This is a genomic window from Sporomusa sphaeroides DSM 2875 (genome assembly GCF_001941975.2).
GTDB lineage: Bacteria > Bacillota > Negativicutes > Sporomusales > Sporomusaceae > Sporomusa > Sporomusa sphaeroides.
In genome coordinates, this window is sequence record NZ_CP146991.1 from 684,051 (window position 1) to 699,931 (window position 15,881).

The following is a 15,881-nucleotide window of genomic DNA, read 5'->3' on the forward strand; positions in this document are numbered from 1 at the left end:
CACATGATCATTATTGGCGAAAAAATCAACAGCAGCATTCCGTCAATGGCCGAAGCCATTAGCCGGCGGGATGAGGCTTATATTCAAAAAACAGCGGTGGCACAAGCACAAAATGGAACCCATTTTATTGATGTGAATGCCGGGGCGTTTGTTGACGCGGAAAAAGAGTTGCTGCCCTGGCTGGTCAAGGTTGTTCAGGCTGTGACTGCCGTACCGCTCTGCCTTGACAGTCCTGATCCGGCTGCATTAGCGGCAGCTATGGCCTGTCATCAAGGCAAACCGCTGATTAACTCCATTTCGCTGGAGAAAGACCGTTATAATGGCGTGCTTCCGTTAATCCGGGGCGGCGCCGCCGGTATCATCGGTCTATGCATGGATGACACCGGTATCCCTAAGACCGCCGAACAGCGGGCGGCTGTAGCCTGCCGGCTTGTTGACAGGTTGATCACCGATGGGGTAGCTTTCGCCGATATCTACCTGGATGTCATGGTGCAGCCGTTAGGTACGGACTGGTTGTCAGGCAAGGAGGTGCTGCAGGCTGTCCGTTTACTTACCGCAGAATTTCCGGGAATTCATCTTACCTGCGGTCTCAGCAATGTTTCTTTCGGCCTGCCGAAGCGCCAGGTATTAAATCAGGCGTTTGCCGTCGCCTTGGCGGCTTACGGCTTAGATACCTTCTTCATTGATCCGCTGGATCACCGCATGATATCACTGCTGTTAGCTATTCAGGCTTTGAACGGCCAGGATGAATATTGTTCGGAGTACATTGATGCATACCGTGCCGGCTTGATGAAGTAAGCCGGCAGACGGTATGCAGGCCAGCTAGTTACAGGTAAGCGGATCTGAATGAATTTCAGGAAAACCGGGTTTAAAAAAGGATATACCTGGATTATAAAAAAATATGAGCTGACAAGTCTTTTAACGCAGATTTTATTAGCTCATACGGGAGGAGAAAAAAATGTCGGAACAGGCGGTACGCTATCAAACAAAACAAGCCGGTTTAGCTGCCTTGATTGGGACGGTCTTGGAGTGGTATGATTTCTTAATTTATGGAGCAGCCGCGGCGATGGTATTAAACAAGGTCTTTTTCCCTTCTATTGATCCGTTGATGGGTACTCTTGCTGCTTTTGGCACCTATGCGGTTGGCTTTCTTTCCCGACCCTTAGGCGGTTTAATTCTTGGCCACCTGGGCGATAGGGTCGGACGTAAAGAAGTTTTGATTCTTACCCTCTTTTTAATGGGTGGGGCAACAACGGCCATCGGTCTTTTGCCAACATATGACCAGATCGGGATAATGGCACCGATTGCACTTGTCATCTTGCGATTAATCCAGGGATTTGGCGCAGGCGGCGAATATGCCGGTGCGGTAGTGCTATCTGTTGAACATGCCAAGCCGGGAAAAAGAGGGCTCGCCGGCTCCTGGGCGCCTATGGGCTTTTCAGCGGCTACCCTGCTGGCCAATGTAGTGTTCTTTTCCTGCCTGTCAATCATGGGAGAACAGGTTTTCGTGGATTGGGGCTGGCGAATTCCTTTTATTCTCGGTGCCGTTTGCGTATTAGTTGGTTATTTTATCCGCCGTCATATTGTTGAACCGCCGGCTTTCGAAAAAGCAAAGGCTGCCCGGGAACAGAGCAGTAAACGTATTGGCATTTTTTCAGCGATTAAACGTCATCCGCGTGAAGTTCTTATCGTTATTGGCACACGTATGGGGGAAAATGGGTTTGCATACTTCTATCCGGTTTTCATTATGGCGTATCTGACAACCGGACTGGGGTTCCCGAAATCTACAGCATTATGGGGAGTTATTGCTGCCTGTATGCTGCAACTAATAGCTATGCCTGCTTTTGGCATGCTTTCCGATAAAATCGGGCGCAAGCCGGTTTATATTGGCGGAACGATCCTGTCCATGCTTTGGCTTATCCCGTTTTTCCTGATTTGCGGAACAGGCTCCTTCTGGGCAATTATCCTGGGATTTGTTGTCGGGCTGGGAATAGCATATCCGGCAATGATGTCGCCGCAGGCTTCCTGGTATGCCGAATTATTTGACACAGATTTCCGCTTGTCCGGCTTTGCCTTTTCCCGTGAATTAGGCTCCATACTGGCCGGCGGACTGGCACCGTTTATTTGCACGGCACTATACAGCTGGAGCGGGCACTGGTGGCCCATTGTAGTGTACATGTGCGTGTTAGGTGTAATTACTTTAGTGGCTTTGGCTATGGGGCCGGAAACTGTCCATAAAAATATCGAAGATAATCATCAGACAATTACTCAATAAGGGCAGTATGTAAACAAAATCAGAACAACCGTTGATGGGTCATTTTCTCGGAGCCAGCAGGAATGATATTTCTGGTTGATCTACTATAAAGTAGACTTAGCTTCAGGTGGGGTTTTAACCCCATCTGAAGCTAAGTCATCGGATAATTTGATTCTTAAACGTCCGTTTATACGGGCGTTTTTTGTTATACTAACAGAAAGGATACATTTCTTAAGAGCAGGCTAAAGGCGGCACCTGCTTTCACCGTCGCCAAAGGCGGCACCTGCTTTCACCGTCGCCAAAGGCTTGGAGCAAGTCGTATTTTCTTTATGAAAAAGGTATTGATTTTATCCCCCCCGGGGGGATAAAATATAAAGGGGAGGATATTATGGAAAAACATACACATTCTCATCAAAAACAGGTTGTGAACCGGCTGGCTAGAATTGAGGGGCATATTAGAGGGATTAAAGAAATGGTTCTGGCAGAACGGGATTGTCCTGAAGTATTATTACAAATTGCTGCTGTCAGAAAAGCGCTTGATAATACGGCTAAAATTATTTTAAAAGATCATCTGGAGGATTGCCTGATCCATGCCGTTAATGAGGGCGAACAGGAAAAATTCCTGGCCGATTTACAGGAAGCACTGGATCGTTACATCCGGTGACGGGAGGAGGATTTATGAGTTTGTTTAAGGTAGCACCACTGGTTGTGGTTTTGCTGGCTATTCCATCGGTAACCTATGCGCACTCAGGTACTGTGTTTAAGGCCGTTGTCAACTATATTCCGCTGGCTTTAGCGTTAGCTTCTGTTTTTTCACGGCCGGTAGTTGAACTGGTGAAAAAAATCAGGGCGATTTTCATGAAAAAGCGTGACTAAGTTCAGACCAGAGGCCCGATAATGCATGACGGCGTTTCTGGCACAAATCGAAAGCAAAAAGTAAAAGTTGTATTGGCGCTTGCCGTGCCTACTGTCATCGAAAACTTTTTGCTGACCATTGTCGGCTTTGTCGATACCTTTTTTGTAGCGCAAATCGGTTTGCATGAAGTTGCGGCCGTCGGCATGACTAATGCTATTGTAGCAATTTATATTGCTGTATTTCTGGCAATGGGAATTGGCACGTCTTCGCTGATTGCCAGGTGCATGGGGGCTGGGGAAGTAGATAAAGCCAAGGCAATAGCACGGCAGTCAACCTGGATTGCCGTGGCTATCGGACTTGTTTTTGGGTTAATTACCTTCCTTTTTGCTGAACCTTTGCTGCGTTACATGGGCACTGAGCCTGATGTTTTAGCTGCAGGGGTCGTTTATTTTCAGATCGTAGCCATTCCGTCTGTTTTCCTTTCGCTCATGACGGTTTTCGGAAATATCCTGCGAAGTGCCGGTGATACTAAAACTCCCATGAAGGTGGGTGTATGGGTAAACCTGATTCATATTGGCCTGGACTATATATTGATTTTTGGCCTGGGAGGCTGGGACGGCTGGGGAATTACCGGAGCTGCCTGGGCAACAACCATTGTTCGGGTAATCGGAGCGGCGGCGTTATACGTCTATCTCCAAAAATCAGCGGTATCCTTTCCCTTGTTCCAAGGAGCATCCAGTGAATTTACCCTTCCTTTGCTGAAGCTTTCCGGCCCGGCGGTTATTGAGCGTCTAATCATGCGTCTGGGGCAATTGTTTTATGCAGGCTTGATTGTGCGGATTGGCACAGATGTTTATACCTCCTTTTTGCTGGCAGGAAATATTTCATACTTTTCATTTATGCCAGGTTATGGCTTGGCGGTCGCCGCCACAACGCTTGTGGGCAATCACGTAGGAGCAAACCGCAAAAAGGATGCTTACCATTATGGGAAGGTAATCATGTGGATTGCCGTTATTTTCATGGGTTTTATCGGCGTGTTGTATTTTGCTTTTTCATCTATCGCCGGTTCCTGGTTTACAGCAGATAAAAATGTAATTGAAATGGTGGCTATTGGACTTCGGATTGATGCGTTTGCCCAACCTTTTATAGCAGTCAGTTTGGTTATTGCCGGTGCGCTGCAAGGTGCCGGTGACACGAAAAGTCCGATGTACAGCACCATCATAGGTATATGGGTAATTCGCGTTGCTGGCATTTATGTGCTATGTTTGTATCTGGATATGGGCATTGCGGGAGTATGGCTGGTCAATGCTGTCGATTATGCCCTTCGTTCCGTCTTTTTGCTCTACAGGTTTAGAAGAATCATGCAAGTGTCCGCTAATCATTGACATATCTTTCATATGGAAGATATGGATAACCCCTCCCGTCAGACTGACTGCGGGAGGGTTTATTTTTCCAGGAAGGCAACTTAATTCATAACCTGGTATTGACATCCAGAAAAAATTATATTAGAATCAACTTCAATAATGATAATCATTATCAAATTGATTTTAGGGAGATGTGATTGCTTTATTATGTCGCAAAAAACGTGGAAGCTTTTAGGACTGATAATGACATTCTTGATGATGACACTGCTCGGAGGTTGTTCCGCCGGTGACAAAGCTGCCGGAGAAAAAAAAGAACTGGTCTTTGCCAACTTCCGGGACATCCGGGACTTGAATCCTCACTTGTATAGCGGGGAAATGTGGGCGCAGAATATGCTGTATGAATCGCTGGTGATGAATACCGAGACAGGAGTGGCTCCCTGGCTGGCGGAGAAATGGGATATTTCTGCCGATGGAAAGGTTTACGACTTTCATTTGCGTAAAGATGTCAGCTTTTCTGATGGAGAAAAGTTTAATGCCCAGGCTGCCAAACTGAATATTGATGCCATTCTGGACAACCGGGACCGCCACACCTGGCTGGAGATGGTCCGGCTAATTGACCGGGTGGAAGTGGTGGATGAATACACATTGCGGTTTGTGCTGAAAAGCCCTTACTACCCTATGCTGACTGAATTAGCGGTAACACGGCCTTTCCGGTTTATTTCGCCGAAATCAATGAAAGACGGGCAGACGAAAAATGGTGTCACCGCTTATGTGGGAACAGGCCCGTGGGTGCTGACCGAGCATAAAACAGATCAATATGCAGTCTTTACGGTGAATCCCCGGTACTGGGGCGCAAAACCAAAAATTGAAAAAGTCACTATGAAAGTTATTCCTGACAATCAAACCAGGGTATTGGCGCTGCAAAAGGGTGAAATCGATTTGATTTTCGGGAAAAATATGATTGATGCCGACTCGTTTACCCAGTTAGGTAAAGATAACAAGTTTGAAGCGGTGATGTCCCAGCCGTCTTCCACCCGGATGCTGCTGATGAATACCACCAGCGGTCCGTTGCAAGACCTGCGGGTTCGTCAGGCTCTGGAGCACAGTATCAATAAGCAAGGAATTTCCGCAAATATTTTTAACGGCAGTGAAAGTGTTGCCGATACGCTGCTGGCTAAAACGGTGCCTTATTGCAATATTGATTTAAAACCCTTTGCCTATGATGTAAGTCAAGCCGAGCACTTGCTGGAAGAAGCCGGCTGGCAAAAGACCGCAGGACAGAAATATCGCCAAAAAGACGGTCAGGCCTTGCTGATTAAGACCCATTACAACAGCAACAGCGCCCTGGAAAAAACCATTTCCGAGTATATCCAAAGTGAACTGGCAAAGGTTGGTGTTAATCTGGAGATTGTCGGGGAAGAGGAGCAAGCTTACCGGGACCGGCAAAAGGCTGGTAATTTTGACATCATCTTCAATATTTCCTGGGGTACGCCTTATGATCCCCAATCGTCGCTGGCAGGCATGAAACTGCCGGTGTATGGCGATTATTATGCGCAGCAGGGGCTTAAGGATAAAAAGGCTCTGGATCAGGCCATTACCGATGTACTTATTTCAACAGATGAGACGAAACGCCAGAATCTGTATACTTATATCCTTACAACTTTACATGATGAAGCCGTCTATATACCGCTGACATATGAGCGCAACCGGGCGGTTTACACTAAAAATCTCAAAGGCGTCACCTTCAACCCCTCCCAGTATGATATCCCCTTTGAAAAAATGTATTTCGGCCAGTAATAGCTGCTGCAAAGCAGGCGCTTAGTTGCTGGCAAGAGGAGGCTGGACAGACCCCAGCCTCCTCATTTTAGTTATTAACCATGAAACTTTACGGGAGGTGAGCGTGCGTTGCGCAATTACCTGATAAAAAGATGTCTGGCGCTGATTCCGCTGCTGTTGGCTGTGTCGTTTTTATCTTTTGCCCTGATTGCCATGGTGCCGGCAGACCCGGCCGAGGTGGCGCTGCGGGTCAACGAAATAGTGCCTACCCCGGAAGCAGTAGAGGCGCTACGGGAAGAGTTAGGTCTTAATAAGCCATTCTTAATCCGGTATGGCGACTGGCTGTGGAAAGCCTTGCATCTGGATTTTGGCAAGTCTTATATCAATGACCGTCTGGTGCTTGATGAGATTTTGCGGTGTTTGCCGGCGACGCTGGAATTAGCGGCAGCCGCACTGGTGTTAGTGGTCGCGGTTAGTCTGCCGGTAGGTATTTTGGGAGCTCTGTTTGCCAACCGGGCTTTTGACCGGATCTTGCGGGTATTGGTTTTTATTGGTACGGCCATGCCGGGGTATTGGGTGGGGCTGTTATTGATCTGGTTTTTTTCAATCAAGCTGAATCTTCTGCCGACCAGCGGCAGCGGTAGTTTTAGTCACCTGATTCTGCCGGCGGCGGCTCTTTCACTGACATATATTTCTACCTATGTCCGGCTGATTCGCAGCAATATGCTGGAAAACATGCGAGAAAACTATGTTCTTTATGGACGGGTACGGGGCCTTAGCGAAAAACGGATTCTTTTGGCTCATGTCTTGAAAAACTCTCTTCAGACCAGTATCACCGCTATTGGCATGAGTATTCCCCAGCTGTTGGCCGGGACAGTCATTATTGAAAATATTTTTGCCTGGCCGGGCATCGGCCGGCTTTGTATTTCCGCAATCTTTAACCGGGATTATCCGGTTATTCAGCTGTATATCCTGTTGATGGCAGTGCTTTTTATACTTTGCAATCTGATTGTCGATATTATTCATCACAGTCTGGACCCGCGGTTAAGGGAGGGAAGATAAGCCGATGAGAGAGTTGTGTAACCGTCTGTTTCGCGATTATCTGGCAATGGGCAGCCTGGGGGTGATTGGGCTTACCCTGTTGGCCGGCTTGTTTGCCCCATGGCTGGCCTTGCACGATCCGAATCAAGTGGATGTGCTTCATAAATATGCGGGCGTCTCCTCTCAATATCCTCTGGGAGCAGACCAACTAGGGCGTTGTATCTATTCACGGCTGCTTTATGGCATCAGGACAACGGTTTTTTTATCTTTACTTACCATGGCGGCGACGATTACTGTGGGCGTTTTTTTCGGTTTGCTGGCCGGCAGTTTCCGAGGCTGGGTCGATGAAGGACTAATGCGCTTTGCCGATGTAATGCTGTCTTTTCCCAGCCAGGTGATGATCCTGGCCATTGTCGGCATGCTCGGCGTGGGGATCGGCAATGTGATTCTGGCGAATATTATTGTGAAATGGGCTTGGTATACCCGGATGGTTCGCAGCACGGTTCTTAAATATAGTCAAAAAAATTATATTCTTTTTTCGCGGGCTACCGGCAGCGGCAAGAGCTTTATTCTTTTTAAGCACCTATTGCCCAATGTTGCACCGGAAATTATCGTTTTGGCAACTCTGGATACAGGCTGGGTGATTTTGAATCTGTCGGCGCTGTCTTTTCTTGGTTTGGGTGTCCAGGCCCCAACCGCTGAGTGGGGGGCTATGCTGAGTGAAGCGCAGAAGGTGATGACCATTCATCCTGAGCAGATGCTGGCACCGGGACTGGCAATTTTGGCGCTGGTGGCAGCCTTTAATTTATTGGGAGACAGTTTGCGGGACGCACTGGACCCAAAGGAAGGGTGCAGATGAATATGATACTGAGTGTGCGTGATTTGACTGTAAGCCTGGTTGACAGGCCGGAAGTGCCGCTTGTGCGCGGAGTTTCTTTTGATTTGCCTCAAAACGCCTGTCTGGGCATTTTAGGGGAAAGCGGCAGCGGGAAGACCATGCTTTGCCGGGCTATTTTGGGGCTTTTAGATCAGCGTTTTGTTATAACCGGGCAGGTGAATTTTAAAGGACGTGAGCTTTTGCAGGCAAGCCCGCAGGAGCTGCGGGCAATGCGGGGCCGGGAGAGCTGCATGATTTTGCAAAATCCGATGACGGCTTTCGATCCTCTCAGCCGGATAGGCAGCCAGATGACAGAGACATTTCATACTCACCGGACGATGACGGACAAAGAGGCCCGCGAGCTGTCTTTGGCGGTTTTGCAGCGGATGCAGATCCGGGAGCCCGGGGAAGTGGTCAAAAAATACCCTCATCAGCTTAGCGGCGGGATGCTGCAGCGGGTGATGATCGGGATTGCTCTGGCGTTGGAGCCTGACCTGATTATTGCCGACGAGCCGACTACTGCCCTGGATTCGGTAACCCAATACGAAGTGATGGAGGAATTTGCCCGGATCCGGGAGCGGCTGCAAACCAGCATGATTTTTATTTCCCATGATTTTGGGGTTATCAGCCGGATTGCAGACCGGATTTTGGTGATGAATCAGGGGCAGGCGGTGGAAGAAGGCCCGAAGGAAAAGATCTTTTGTCATGCGGAGCAGGAGTATACCCGCTATTTGGTTGGTACCAGAGCGGCATTGATGCGAAAGTATCATCTGGCTCTTCGGGGCGAGGATGCAAAGGAGTTGAAGGCGTGTGCTACTGACGGTTAACGAGGTGTATAAGGATTTTTCTCAGGAAGGCAGCTTTTTTTTAGCTTCAAAAAAGCCTGTTCTTAAAGGAGTTTCGCTGCAGCTGGCCCAGGGAGAGTGCCTGGGGCTGATTGGTGAAAGCGGCAGTGGGAAAAGCACGTTAGGCAGGATGATGATTGGTATTGAGCCGCCAGACCGGGGCGAAGTGCTGTTTGACGGTCAGAATATATACAAATCTGCCGGGTGGGGCAAAAGGGCTGACTGGCGTCAGAAAATCAGTGCCGTTTTTCAGGATTACACATCTTCCGTCAATCCGCGTTTTCAGGTATGGCAGATTATTGGCGAGCCGATGCATACCCGGCGGAGGGCCGCATCTGCCGGGACGATGGAGCGCATTGCCTATCTACTGGAGAAAGTCGGTTTACATGGGGGCCATGTAAACCGATATCCGCACGAACTCAGCGGCGGCCAGCTTCAACGGGTCTGCATTGCCCGGGCCATTGCAACTAATCCTGCGTTCATTTTGCTGGATGAGCCGGTAAGCTCACTGGATGTGTCGGTTCAGGTGCAGGTGATGGATCTGTTGGCTAGCCTAAAGGAAGAATTCAATTTATCTTATCTCTTTATCAGCCATGACCTGGCGGCAGTTGCTTATCTTTGCGACCGGGCGCTGTTTTTCGCCGAGGGGGAGATTGTCGAAGAAGTTCCGCGCATCATGGAATTGGGCCGGGTGAAAGCTGCTTATTCCCGCAAGTTATTGCATTCGGTGCTGGATTTTTCCGAGGGAGCGGCAGATTGCCACTGCCGACTTGCAGGGGTGACCGAATAGTATGGCGGCAGCAGAGAAAACAGGTAGAAGTAACATAGAAAAAATCCCCTCTGTTCAGTGAACTGGGGGATTTTTTCTATTCTGTTATTTCTGTGCGAACTTTTCAAGCCCGTATGCTACCAGCGGGTCGCCGGAGTTCACCGCCAAACCGCTTGTATAATAAAACACGGTGCCATCCTCTTCCGCATAGTATTCCCGGATGCATTTCCCAAAAAAGTTCTCTGTATGACCTAACAGATCGCCTTTTTTCACTATCCCATTTTCCTCTATAGCGGGATACCAAAGGCCTGCCTCTGCGGCCGCCAGGTAAATAGTTTTATTATATACCTTTTTATCACATACAGGTTCTGCCGGATTAAACACATATACACCCAGGTGATTAAATAGTAAACAGATATCCTTTTGATATGCCTGCACCCATGCTTCCTTGCAATAACCGCAGTATCCCCGTTCCAGCAGGAGACCCGGTATACCCAGTTTGGCGGCATAACTATATTGTCCCGTAGCTGCAGTTGAGGCAATCAGGTAGGGAATATCGGTCGCCCGCGCGGCCGCTTCCGCAATGTTGCGAACCTCTTCGCCTGCCGCTGCAGGGAAGAACAGGCAGGGGGTGAGAGGCTCCATTTGGCCGCCGCTGTGCAAGTCAATGATGAATCCGGCCTGGGGAAATATCTCGCGGACAAAGTAGTCGGCGATACGGTCGCCGGTACCACCATCCGGGCTGCCCGGGTAATTGGCGTTTAAATTCGCGCCATCTTCCGGTACACGGTCTGGTGATTTCGCCCAGAACCCACTGGTGTTAACGCAATGCAGCAATAATATTCGCCCCTTGACCCTGATCGGATTAATTTCCGCTGCCACGCGGATGGCCGCGGCGACTCCGGGGTATTCCCCGCTGTGGATGCCTGCCGTAACAACAATGGTAGGGCCGTCCTCATTACCATAAATCAAAGTAGCCGGCATTTCATATCCCGCTACACCTGGCTCGATCAAAACCTGTTTCTTTTCTCCCCGGGCCACACTGTATCCGCAAATCGTCCATTGGTTCATTGTATCATCCTCCTGTATTCTGTCATGATATATGATTTCATCCTCTGGTTTGACTTTTCCAACACTGATTTGTTGATACGGCAAACTTTCATCCCATTGCTTTCGCGTTATAGTCCGGCACTATGTCTTTACCATGATTATCTATATTTTATTGCAATTGAACTTAAAAAAGGAGCAACCTTAGCGGCCTCTCCTTTACGCTTTATGCATTTGCAAACATTTTATCCTGTTATGGGAAAGTTCAATATAATGGTCATATTATACCAGTCTGACAAGTGAGGTGTCTACAAATTTTGTTAGAAGGGATTAAAGAGCTGGTTTTGGCAGAAGGGGATTGTCCTGAAGTATTATTACAGAGAAGACTGCCTTTGACCCTCAAGAAGTTTCAGTGGTAAAATAAGCATATAATAAGAATACTATTTTACTACAGGAGGTGCTTGCAGTGAATATAAAACCTTCGGCCGCAATACGCAAGAATTATAACGAAATATCTGCACTTTGTAAAACTACTAAGGAACCGGTTTTTCTCACGAAAAATGGTGAGGGCGATCTGGTAGTCATGGATATAGATACTTTTTCCCGTCGGGAAAGTATGCTCAAGCTGAGGGAACAGCTTGTGGCAGTTGAGGAAGACCGTTTGATGGGCAAAAGAGGCTTTTCCATTGATGAAATGAATGAAATGATGACAAAAGCTATTAAAGAGTCTGTCAATGTGCAGCGTCTCTAAGCGCTATCGGGTCATTTTCTCGGAGCGAACGGGGGAAATGCTTGTGCAGCATGTCCGTTTTGTCGCTCAAGTTAGTTCCCAGGCAGCGGATAAGCTAAGACTAGGTATAATTGAATCTGCAAAATTCTTGCAAAAGTTTCCCGAACATGGGGCATGACTTATTGATCGCAAATGTCTATAGGAAACTGCTTGTGGACAAACGTTACCTCTTTATTTACAAGATTAAAGACAATACGGTATATCTTGATTATGTGGTTGATTGCCGTCAAGAGTACCCCTGGTTGATTTAATATAAATGAATTCTTAAATGACTGTTTGTCAGGGCGGTATTGACAGGTATTTCCGGATATGGTATAGTCATATGCATAGCAAGGATAAACTAAATATTTCGAGATAGGTGCCCTTAGGGGCTTAATAGGGAAGTCCGGTTAGAAGCCGGCGCGGTCCCGCCACTGTAACGGGGAGTAAGCTTAAGTTATACCACTGGGATGTATTTCCTGGGAAGGTTTAAGCAAGCCATGATCCGGAGTCAGGAGAACTGCCTGTCTGACAATCACCGTTTTTCACCCACGAGGTATGGGGAGGGGATTACAGTAGACGCTTCTATGGCGTAGCTGATTAATTCGCTCCTGGTATATAAACCAGGAGCTTTCTATTAGTCTACTGATTATTACTCCCAGCTTTTCAACGGTTGGGAGTTTTAATATTTCTTCAGGACATTCTTCTCAAAACGCTCCTTTCGAACTTTTGCGCCGCTGGCGCGCGGGCCAATTTGGCCCTAATTTTTTACAATTATACTTTAACATAAAAATTGTATTCAACAACCAATAGCGTGGCAAGAGCAGTTGAATACACCGGGAAAACTTAATATGACAGTATAGGTGCCTGCGAGGCTTAATAGATAAGCCGGTGCAATACCGGCGCGGTCCCGCCACTGTAATGGGGAGCAAACTCAAAAAATGTCACTCTTGGGAAGGCCTGAGCCAGCGATGATCCAGAGCCAGGAGAACTGCCTATATGATAATCACCGTTTTATCCACGAGCGATGGGGAGGGGATTAGCGCAGCAGTTTGGCTTGTGCTTATTTTGTCCCGGCGTATGTTATACGCCGGAATTTTATCGGTATAGCTACTGTTTTGTCTGTCTCCCTGCCTTTCAGCAGGGAGACTTTTGTGTTATGGCTCGCAGCTTTCCAGGGGATGCCGCAATATTGCAGCGGGAGATAATAGCGTAATGCTCCCATCACTGTCGTGGGTCCTGCCCTTCGCTTTAACGGTTTTGACTGACTAAGACGGTTTATAAACAAGGAGGATACCAATGAGGAGAATTGAAAAGTTAATGGAACTTTTTCACAACTATGACCCCGCTACATTGAGGCATTGTCAAAGTGTTGGTATGCACATGCTGGAATGGGCGGATTGTATGGGGTTTTCCGATAAAAAAATACAAATAGCATATTATTGTGGCTTAATGCATGATATCGGCAGATTGTGCCTGCCTGGCAATGTATTTAATAAACTTGAACCATTATCAGACGACGAACAGGATATGCACAAACTTCATACGGTATATGGCTGGGTCATCCTTAATAGTGTGGGGCTGAAGGAAATAAGTCCTATTGTTCGTTATCACCATGAACGGTATGATGGAACAGGATATCCGGAAGGCCTGAAAGAAGCCGAAATTCCCTTTTTAAGCAGAATGCTTTCTATCTGCGATGCTTTCGATGAGATGACAAACAGGCAAGGAACGAATAATCTAAGCGGCCGCCAGGCGTTGCAAGCAGTGGAAACCTGCGCCGGGACACGGTTTGATCCGTGGCTGTGCCGGCAATTTGTCAGTTATATAAGGAAAGTAGAAACACTAAAAGCGGTTGCTAATTTCGCATAAACCGGTTGATATCAGATAATATAAGAGGGATGTGTAGTATGATTTTACATATTGCTAACGGCTCAATACTGAAATCCTATTTAGAGACTAAAGGCATTTCAGGCCAGAAGATTATTGCGTTTAATGAATCCATGATTACCGGGAAATGCGCGGAGACAATTTTTAGTGAGGAATTCTTTCAATTACGGGCAGAAACCTTACAGGTTGATTATGAGCGCTATAACGAATTGACGGTGACAGAACTAGAGGCATTATTAAGTCACTCGTATTCGGAGATTATATTATGGTTTGATGCCGATATGTTTTGTCAGATGAATATTTTAACCTTGTGCGCCTATCTGGATGCCAGCAACTATCAGGGGGAAGTGCATTTGCATATTATCCGGCACGATTTTTGGCAATATGATAGTTTGCAGGACATAATACTTATATCCTATCAAATTAACCCTGCGGGATATTACGAGATATACCGGGAGGTTCTCTTGCAAAGATGGCCAGCAAGAGAAAAGTATCCGGTTTTTGCAGAATTAAACGCAGGAATTAACTTGTACACAAACTATATTTCCGCTAATAGTGATATTCGGTTAGCCATAACAAAAATGGTTAAAGAAAACAAAGATAAACCGTTTGTAATAAAAGAAATAAACGAGAAATATCCGCATTATGGTATCGGTGATTACAATATTCAGCTGATTTATCGTGATATAGTAGATACGATTCAGCTTAATATGGATTGACAATCACTTCCTGCAGTGTTATGCTAATTTCATAAGAAAACTACATATGTTAGAGATAGGTGCCTTACAGGCTTAATAGGGAAGACCGGTTAAATGCCGGCGCGGTCCCGCCACTGTAACGGGGAGCAGGCTTAAGATATACCACTGGGATGTATTTTCTGGGAAGGTTTAAGCAGGCTATGATCCGGAGTCAGGAGAACTGCCTATCTGACAATCGCCGTTTGTTACCCACGAGGTATGGGGAGGGGATTATAGTAGGCGCTTTTATGGCGTAACTGGCTAATTCGCTCCTGGTTTACACACCAGGAGCTTTCTGTTCGGGCTACTGTTCAAACCTCTCACCGCTACGGTTGAGAGGTTTGCTGTTTTAATCACAGGCTGCTCCCATCATCCTGGTAACGAAGGCGTGTCCGGTACTCAAAAAATATGAAGGAGTTGTTTTTGGCCAATGAAAAACATCTATTCGATTATCACCACCCTGTGCATGCTGGCTGTATTTGGCTGCGTAAGTCTGGTTCCGTCACTGGCAGCGGCTGCACCGGCTCAGGCAGGCAAAAAGGCTATTTTAGTTGTAAGCTTTGGTACTACGTATCCTGAAACCTTAAAGACAACCATTGAAGCTGTTGAAACCAAAATAAAAGCAGAATTTCCCGAGTACGAAGTTCGCCGGGCTTTTACTTCCCGGATTATCATTAAAAGAATTGCTGAACGTGACGGCGTGAAAATCGATACCGAAAAAGAAGCGCTTGACCGTTTAAAAGCCGAAGGCTTTAATGAAGTTATTGTTCAGCCGCTGCATATTGCTGCCGGTGAAGAGTTTGATTTGGTGAAGGGTGTTGTAAAACATCATGAAGCCGCTAAAACCTTTGACAAAATTGCGTTAGGCAGACCTATTATGTATTTTATGGGACAAGAAGAGAAACCTGATGACTATTTAGCTGCTGCTAAAGCATTAGAAAACCAGTTCCCCAAACAGAAAAAAGACGAAGCCATTGTACTGATGGGACATGGTGGCAGCCATCCCGGAAATTCGGCTTATGCCGCCATGCAGCTTAAATTACAGGATGAAGGCTATAAAAACGTATATCTGTTCACCGTGGAAGGGTATCCGTCCTTCGACAATATGCTGGCTAAATTAAAAGCCAACAAAGTAAAAAAAGTTACTCTTATGCCGTTCATGCTGGTAGCCGGTGACCATGCTACCAACGATATGGCCGGTGATGAAGAGGATTCAGCAAAAAGCCAGCTTATTGCCGCCGGCTTTAAAGTAGACACTTATGTGCATGGCTTGGGTGAAAATGCAGGTTTTCAAGATATTTATGTCCAACATGTTAAAGATGCCATTGATGAACTGAATAACCCGGAAGCTAAAAAGCACTAAAAGCAAAACCAAATAACAAAAGAGTTAGGTGCCCTACGGGGCTTAATAGGGAAGTCCGGTGAAAAGCCGGCGCGGTCCCGCCACTGTAATGGGGAGCAAATCCAAGAATATGCCACTGGGATGAAAAGTCCTGGGAAGGTTTGGATGAGCCGTGAACCAGAGTCAGGAGAACTGCCTAGCTGACAGTCGCCGTTTTACCCACGAGGCATGGGGAGGGGATTACAGTAGATGGTATGTATGCTGAAGACTCACGGGCCCTGGGGTGCCGGATGCTGCAAAATATATCAAAACTG

General features: G+C 47.0%; 15 protein-coding genes and 4 riboswitches. Of the genes, 14 read left to right on the plus strand and 1 reads right to left on the minus strand.

The window, feature by feature from the left end; genetic code table 11:
* Positions 1–3 precede the first annotated feature (3 nt).
* The 10 genes from SPSPH_RS03095 to SPSPH_RS03140 all read left to right on the plus strand — a co-directional run bounded on the left by SPSPH_RS03095 (position 4) and on the right by SPSPH_RS03140 (position 9,803).
* Complete coding sequence (locus tag SPSPH_RS03095; RefSeq protein WP_075753152.1) at positions 4–798, plus strand: dihydropteroate synthase; 795 nt, start codon at positions 4–6, stop codon at positions 796–798.
* A 160-nt stretch (positions 799–958) separates the two neighbouring features.
* Complete coding sequence (locus tag SPSPH_RS03100) at positions 959–2,275, plus strand: MFS transporter (RefSeq protein WP_075753154.1); 1,317 nt, start codon at positions 959–961, stop codon at positions 2,273–2,275.
* A 367-nt stretch (positions 2,276–2,642) separates the two neighbouring features.
* Positions 2,643–2,918: a metal-sensing transcriptional repressor gene (locus SPSPH_RS03105; RefSeq protein ID WP_075753156.1), complete on the plus strand. Its 276-nt coding sequence runs from the start codon at positions 2,643–2,645 to the stop codon at positions 2,916–2,918.
* 14 nt (positions 2,919–2,932) lie between these two features.
* Positions 2,933–3,130: a hypothetical protein gene (locus SPSPH_RS03110; RefSeq protein ID WP_075753158.1), complete on the plus strand. Its 198-nt coding sequence runs from the start codon at positions 2,933–2,935 to the stop codon at positions 3,128–3,130.
* A 21-nt stretch (positions 3,131–3,151) separates the two neighbouring features.
* Positions 3,152–4,495, plus strand: a complete 1,344-nt coding sequence (locus SPSPH_RS03115) for an MATE family efflux transporter (RefSeq protein WP_075753160.1) — start codon at positions 3,152–3,154, stop codon at positions 4,493–4,495.
* A gap of 186 nt (positions 4,496–4,681) precedes the next feature.
* A complete protein-coding gene (nikA, locus tag SPSPH_RS03120; RefSeq protein ID WP_075753162.1) occupies positions 4,682–6,271 on the plus strand; it encodes a nickel ABC transporter substrate-binding protein in 1,590 nt (529 codons plus the stop codon).
* Between the two features lie 108 nt (positions 6,272–6,379).
* Positions 6,380–7,312 (plus strand): nickel/cobalt ABC transporter permease, encoded by a 933-nt coding sequence (gene opp1B / locus SPSPH_RS03125; RefSeq protein WP_075753164.1) that lies wholly within the window; start codon positions 6,380–6,382, stop codon positions 7,310–7,312.
* A gap of 4 nt (positions 7,313–7,316) precedes the next feature.
* The gene (gene opp1C / locus SPSPH_RS03130) at positions 7,317–8,150 is read left to right on the plus strand and encodes a nickel/cobalt ABC transporter permease (protein WP_075753166.1); all 834 of its coding nucleotides are present in this window, start codon (positions 7,317–7,319) and stop codon (positions 8,148–8,150) included.
* Positions 8,147–8,995, plus strand: coding sequence for an ABC transporter ATP-binding protein (locus tag SPSPH_RS03135; protein WP_075753168.1), 849 nt, complete (start codon positions 8,147–8,149; stop codon positions 8,993–8,995). The genes opp1C and SPSPH_RS03135 overlap by 4 nt, the downstream gene beginning before the upstream one ends.
* A complete protein-coding gene (locus SPSPH_RS03140; RefSeq protein ID WP_075755916.1) occupies positions 8,979–9,803 on the plus strand; it encodes an ABC transporter ATP-binding protein in 825 nt (274 codons plus the stop codon). The genes SPSPH_RS03135 and SPSPH_RS03140 overlap by 17 nt, the downstream gene beginning before the upstream one ends.
* Before the next feature lie 84 nt (positions 9,804–9,887).
* Here the strand turns inward: SPSPH_RS03140 and SPSPH_RS03145 are convergent, their stop codons facing one another.
* The gene (locus SPSPH_RS03145) at positions 9,888–10,853 is read right to left on the minus strand and encodes a M14 family metallopeptidase (protein WP_075753170.1); all 966 of its coding nucleotides are present in this window, start codon (positions 10,851–10,853) and stop codon (positions 9,888–9,890) included.
* A gap of 442 nt (positions 10,854–11,295) precedes the next feature.
* On the opposite strand from SPSPH_RS03145, the gene SPSPH_RS03150 reads away from it, so the two are divergent.
* From SPSPH_RS03150 to SPSPH_RS03165, 4 genes are all read left to right on the plus strand, one after another.
* Positions 11,296–11,580, plus strand: coding sequence for a type II toxin-antitoxin system Phd/YefM family antitoxin (locus SPSPH_RS03150; protein WP_075753172.1), 285 nt, complete (start codon positions 11,296–11,298; stop codon positions 11,578–11,580).
* A gap of 378 nt (positions 11,581–11,958) precedes the next feature.
* A riboswitch (cobalamin riboswitch) is annotated at positions 11,959–12,140 on the plus strand.
* A gap of 302 nt (positions 12,141–12,442) precedes the next feature.
* Positions 12,443–12,611, plus strand: a riboswitch (cobalamin riboswitch).
* Positions 12,612–12,897: 286 nt separating this feature from the next.
* Entirely contained in the window at positions 12,898–13,470 is a 573-nt protein-coding gene (locus SPSPH_RS03155) for an HD-GYP domain-containing protein (RefSeq protein ID WP_075753174.1), read from the plus strand.
* Between the two features lie 38 nt (positions 13,471–13,508).
* The gene (locus SPSPH_RS03160) at positions 13,509–14,207 is read left to right on the plus strand and encodes a hypothetical protein (RefSeq protein ID WP_075753176.1); all 699 of its coding nucleotides are present in this window, start codon (positions 13,509–13,511) and stop codon (positions 14,205–14,207) included.
* A 40-nt stretch (positions 14,208–14,247) separates the two neighbouring features.
* A riboswitch (cobalamin riboswitch) is annotated at positions 14,248–14,428 on the plus strand.
* Between the two features lie 227 nt (positions 14,429–14,655).
* Positions 14,656–15,588, plus strand: a complete 933-nt coding sequence (locus tag SPSPH_RS03165; protein WP_233138635.1) for a sirohydrochlorin cobaltochelatase — start codon at positions 14,656–14,658, stop codon at positions 15,586–15,588.
* Positions 15,589–15,597: 9 nt separating this feature from the next.
* Positions 15,598–15,781, plus strand: a riboswitch (cobalamin riboswitch).
* The last annotated feature ends 100 nt before the right edge of the window (positions 15,782–15,881 follow it).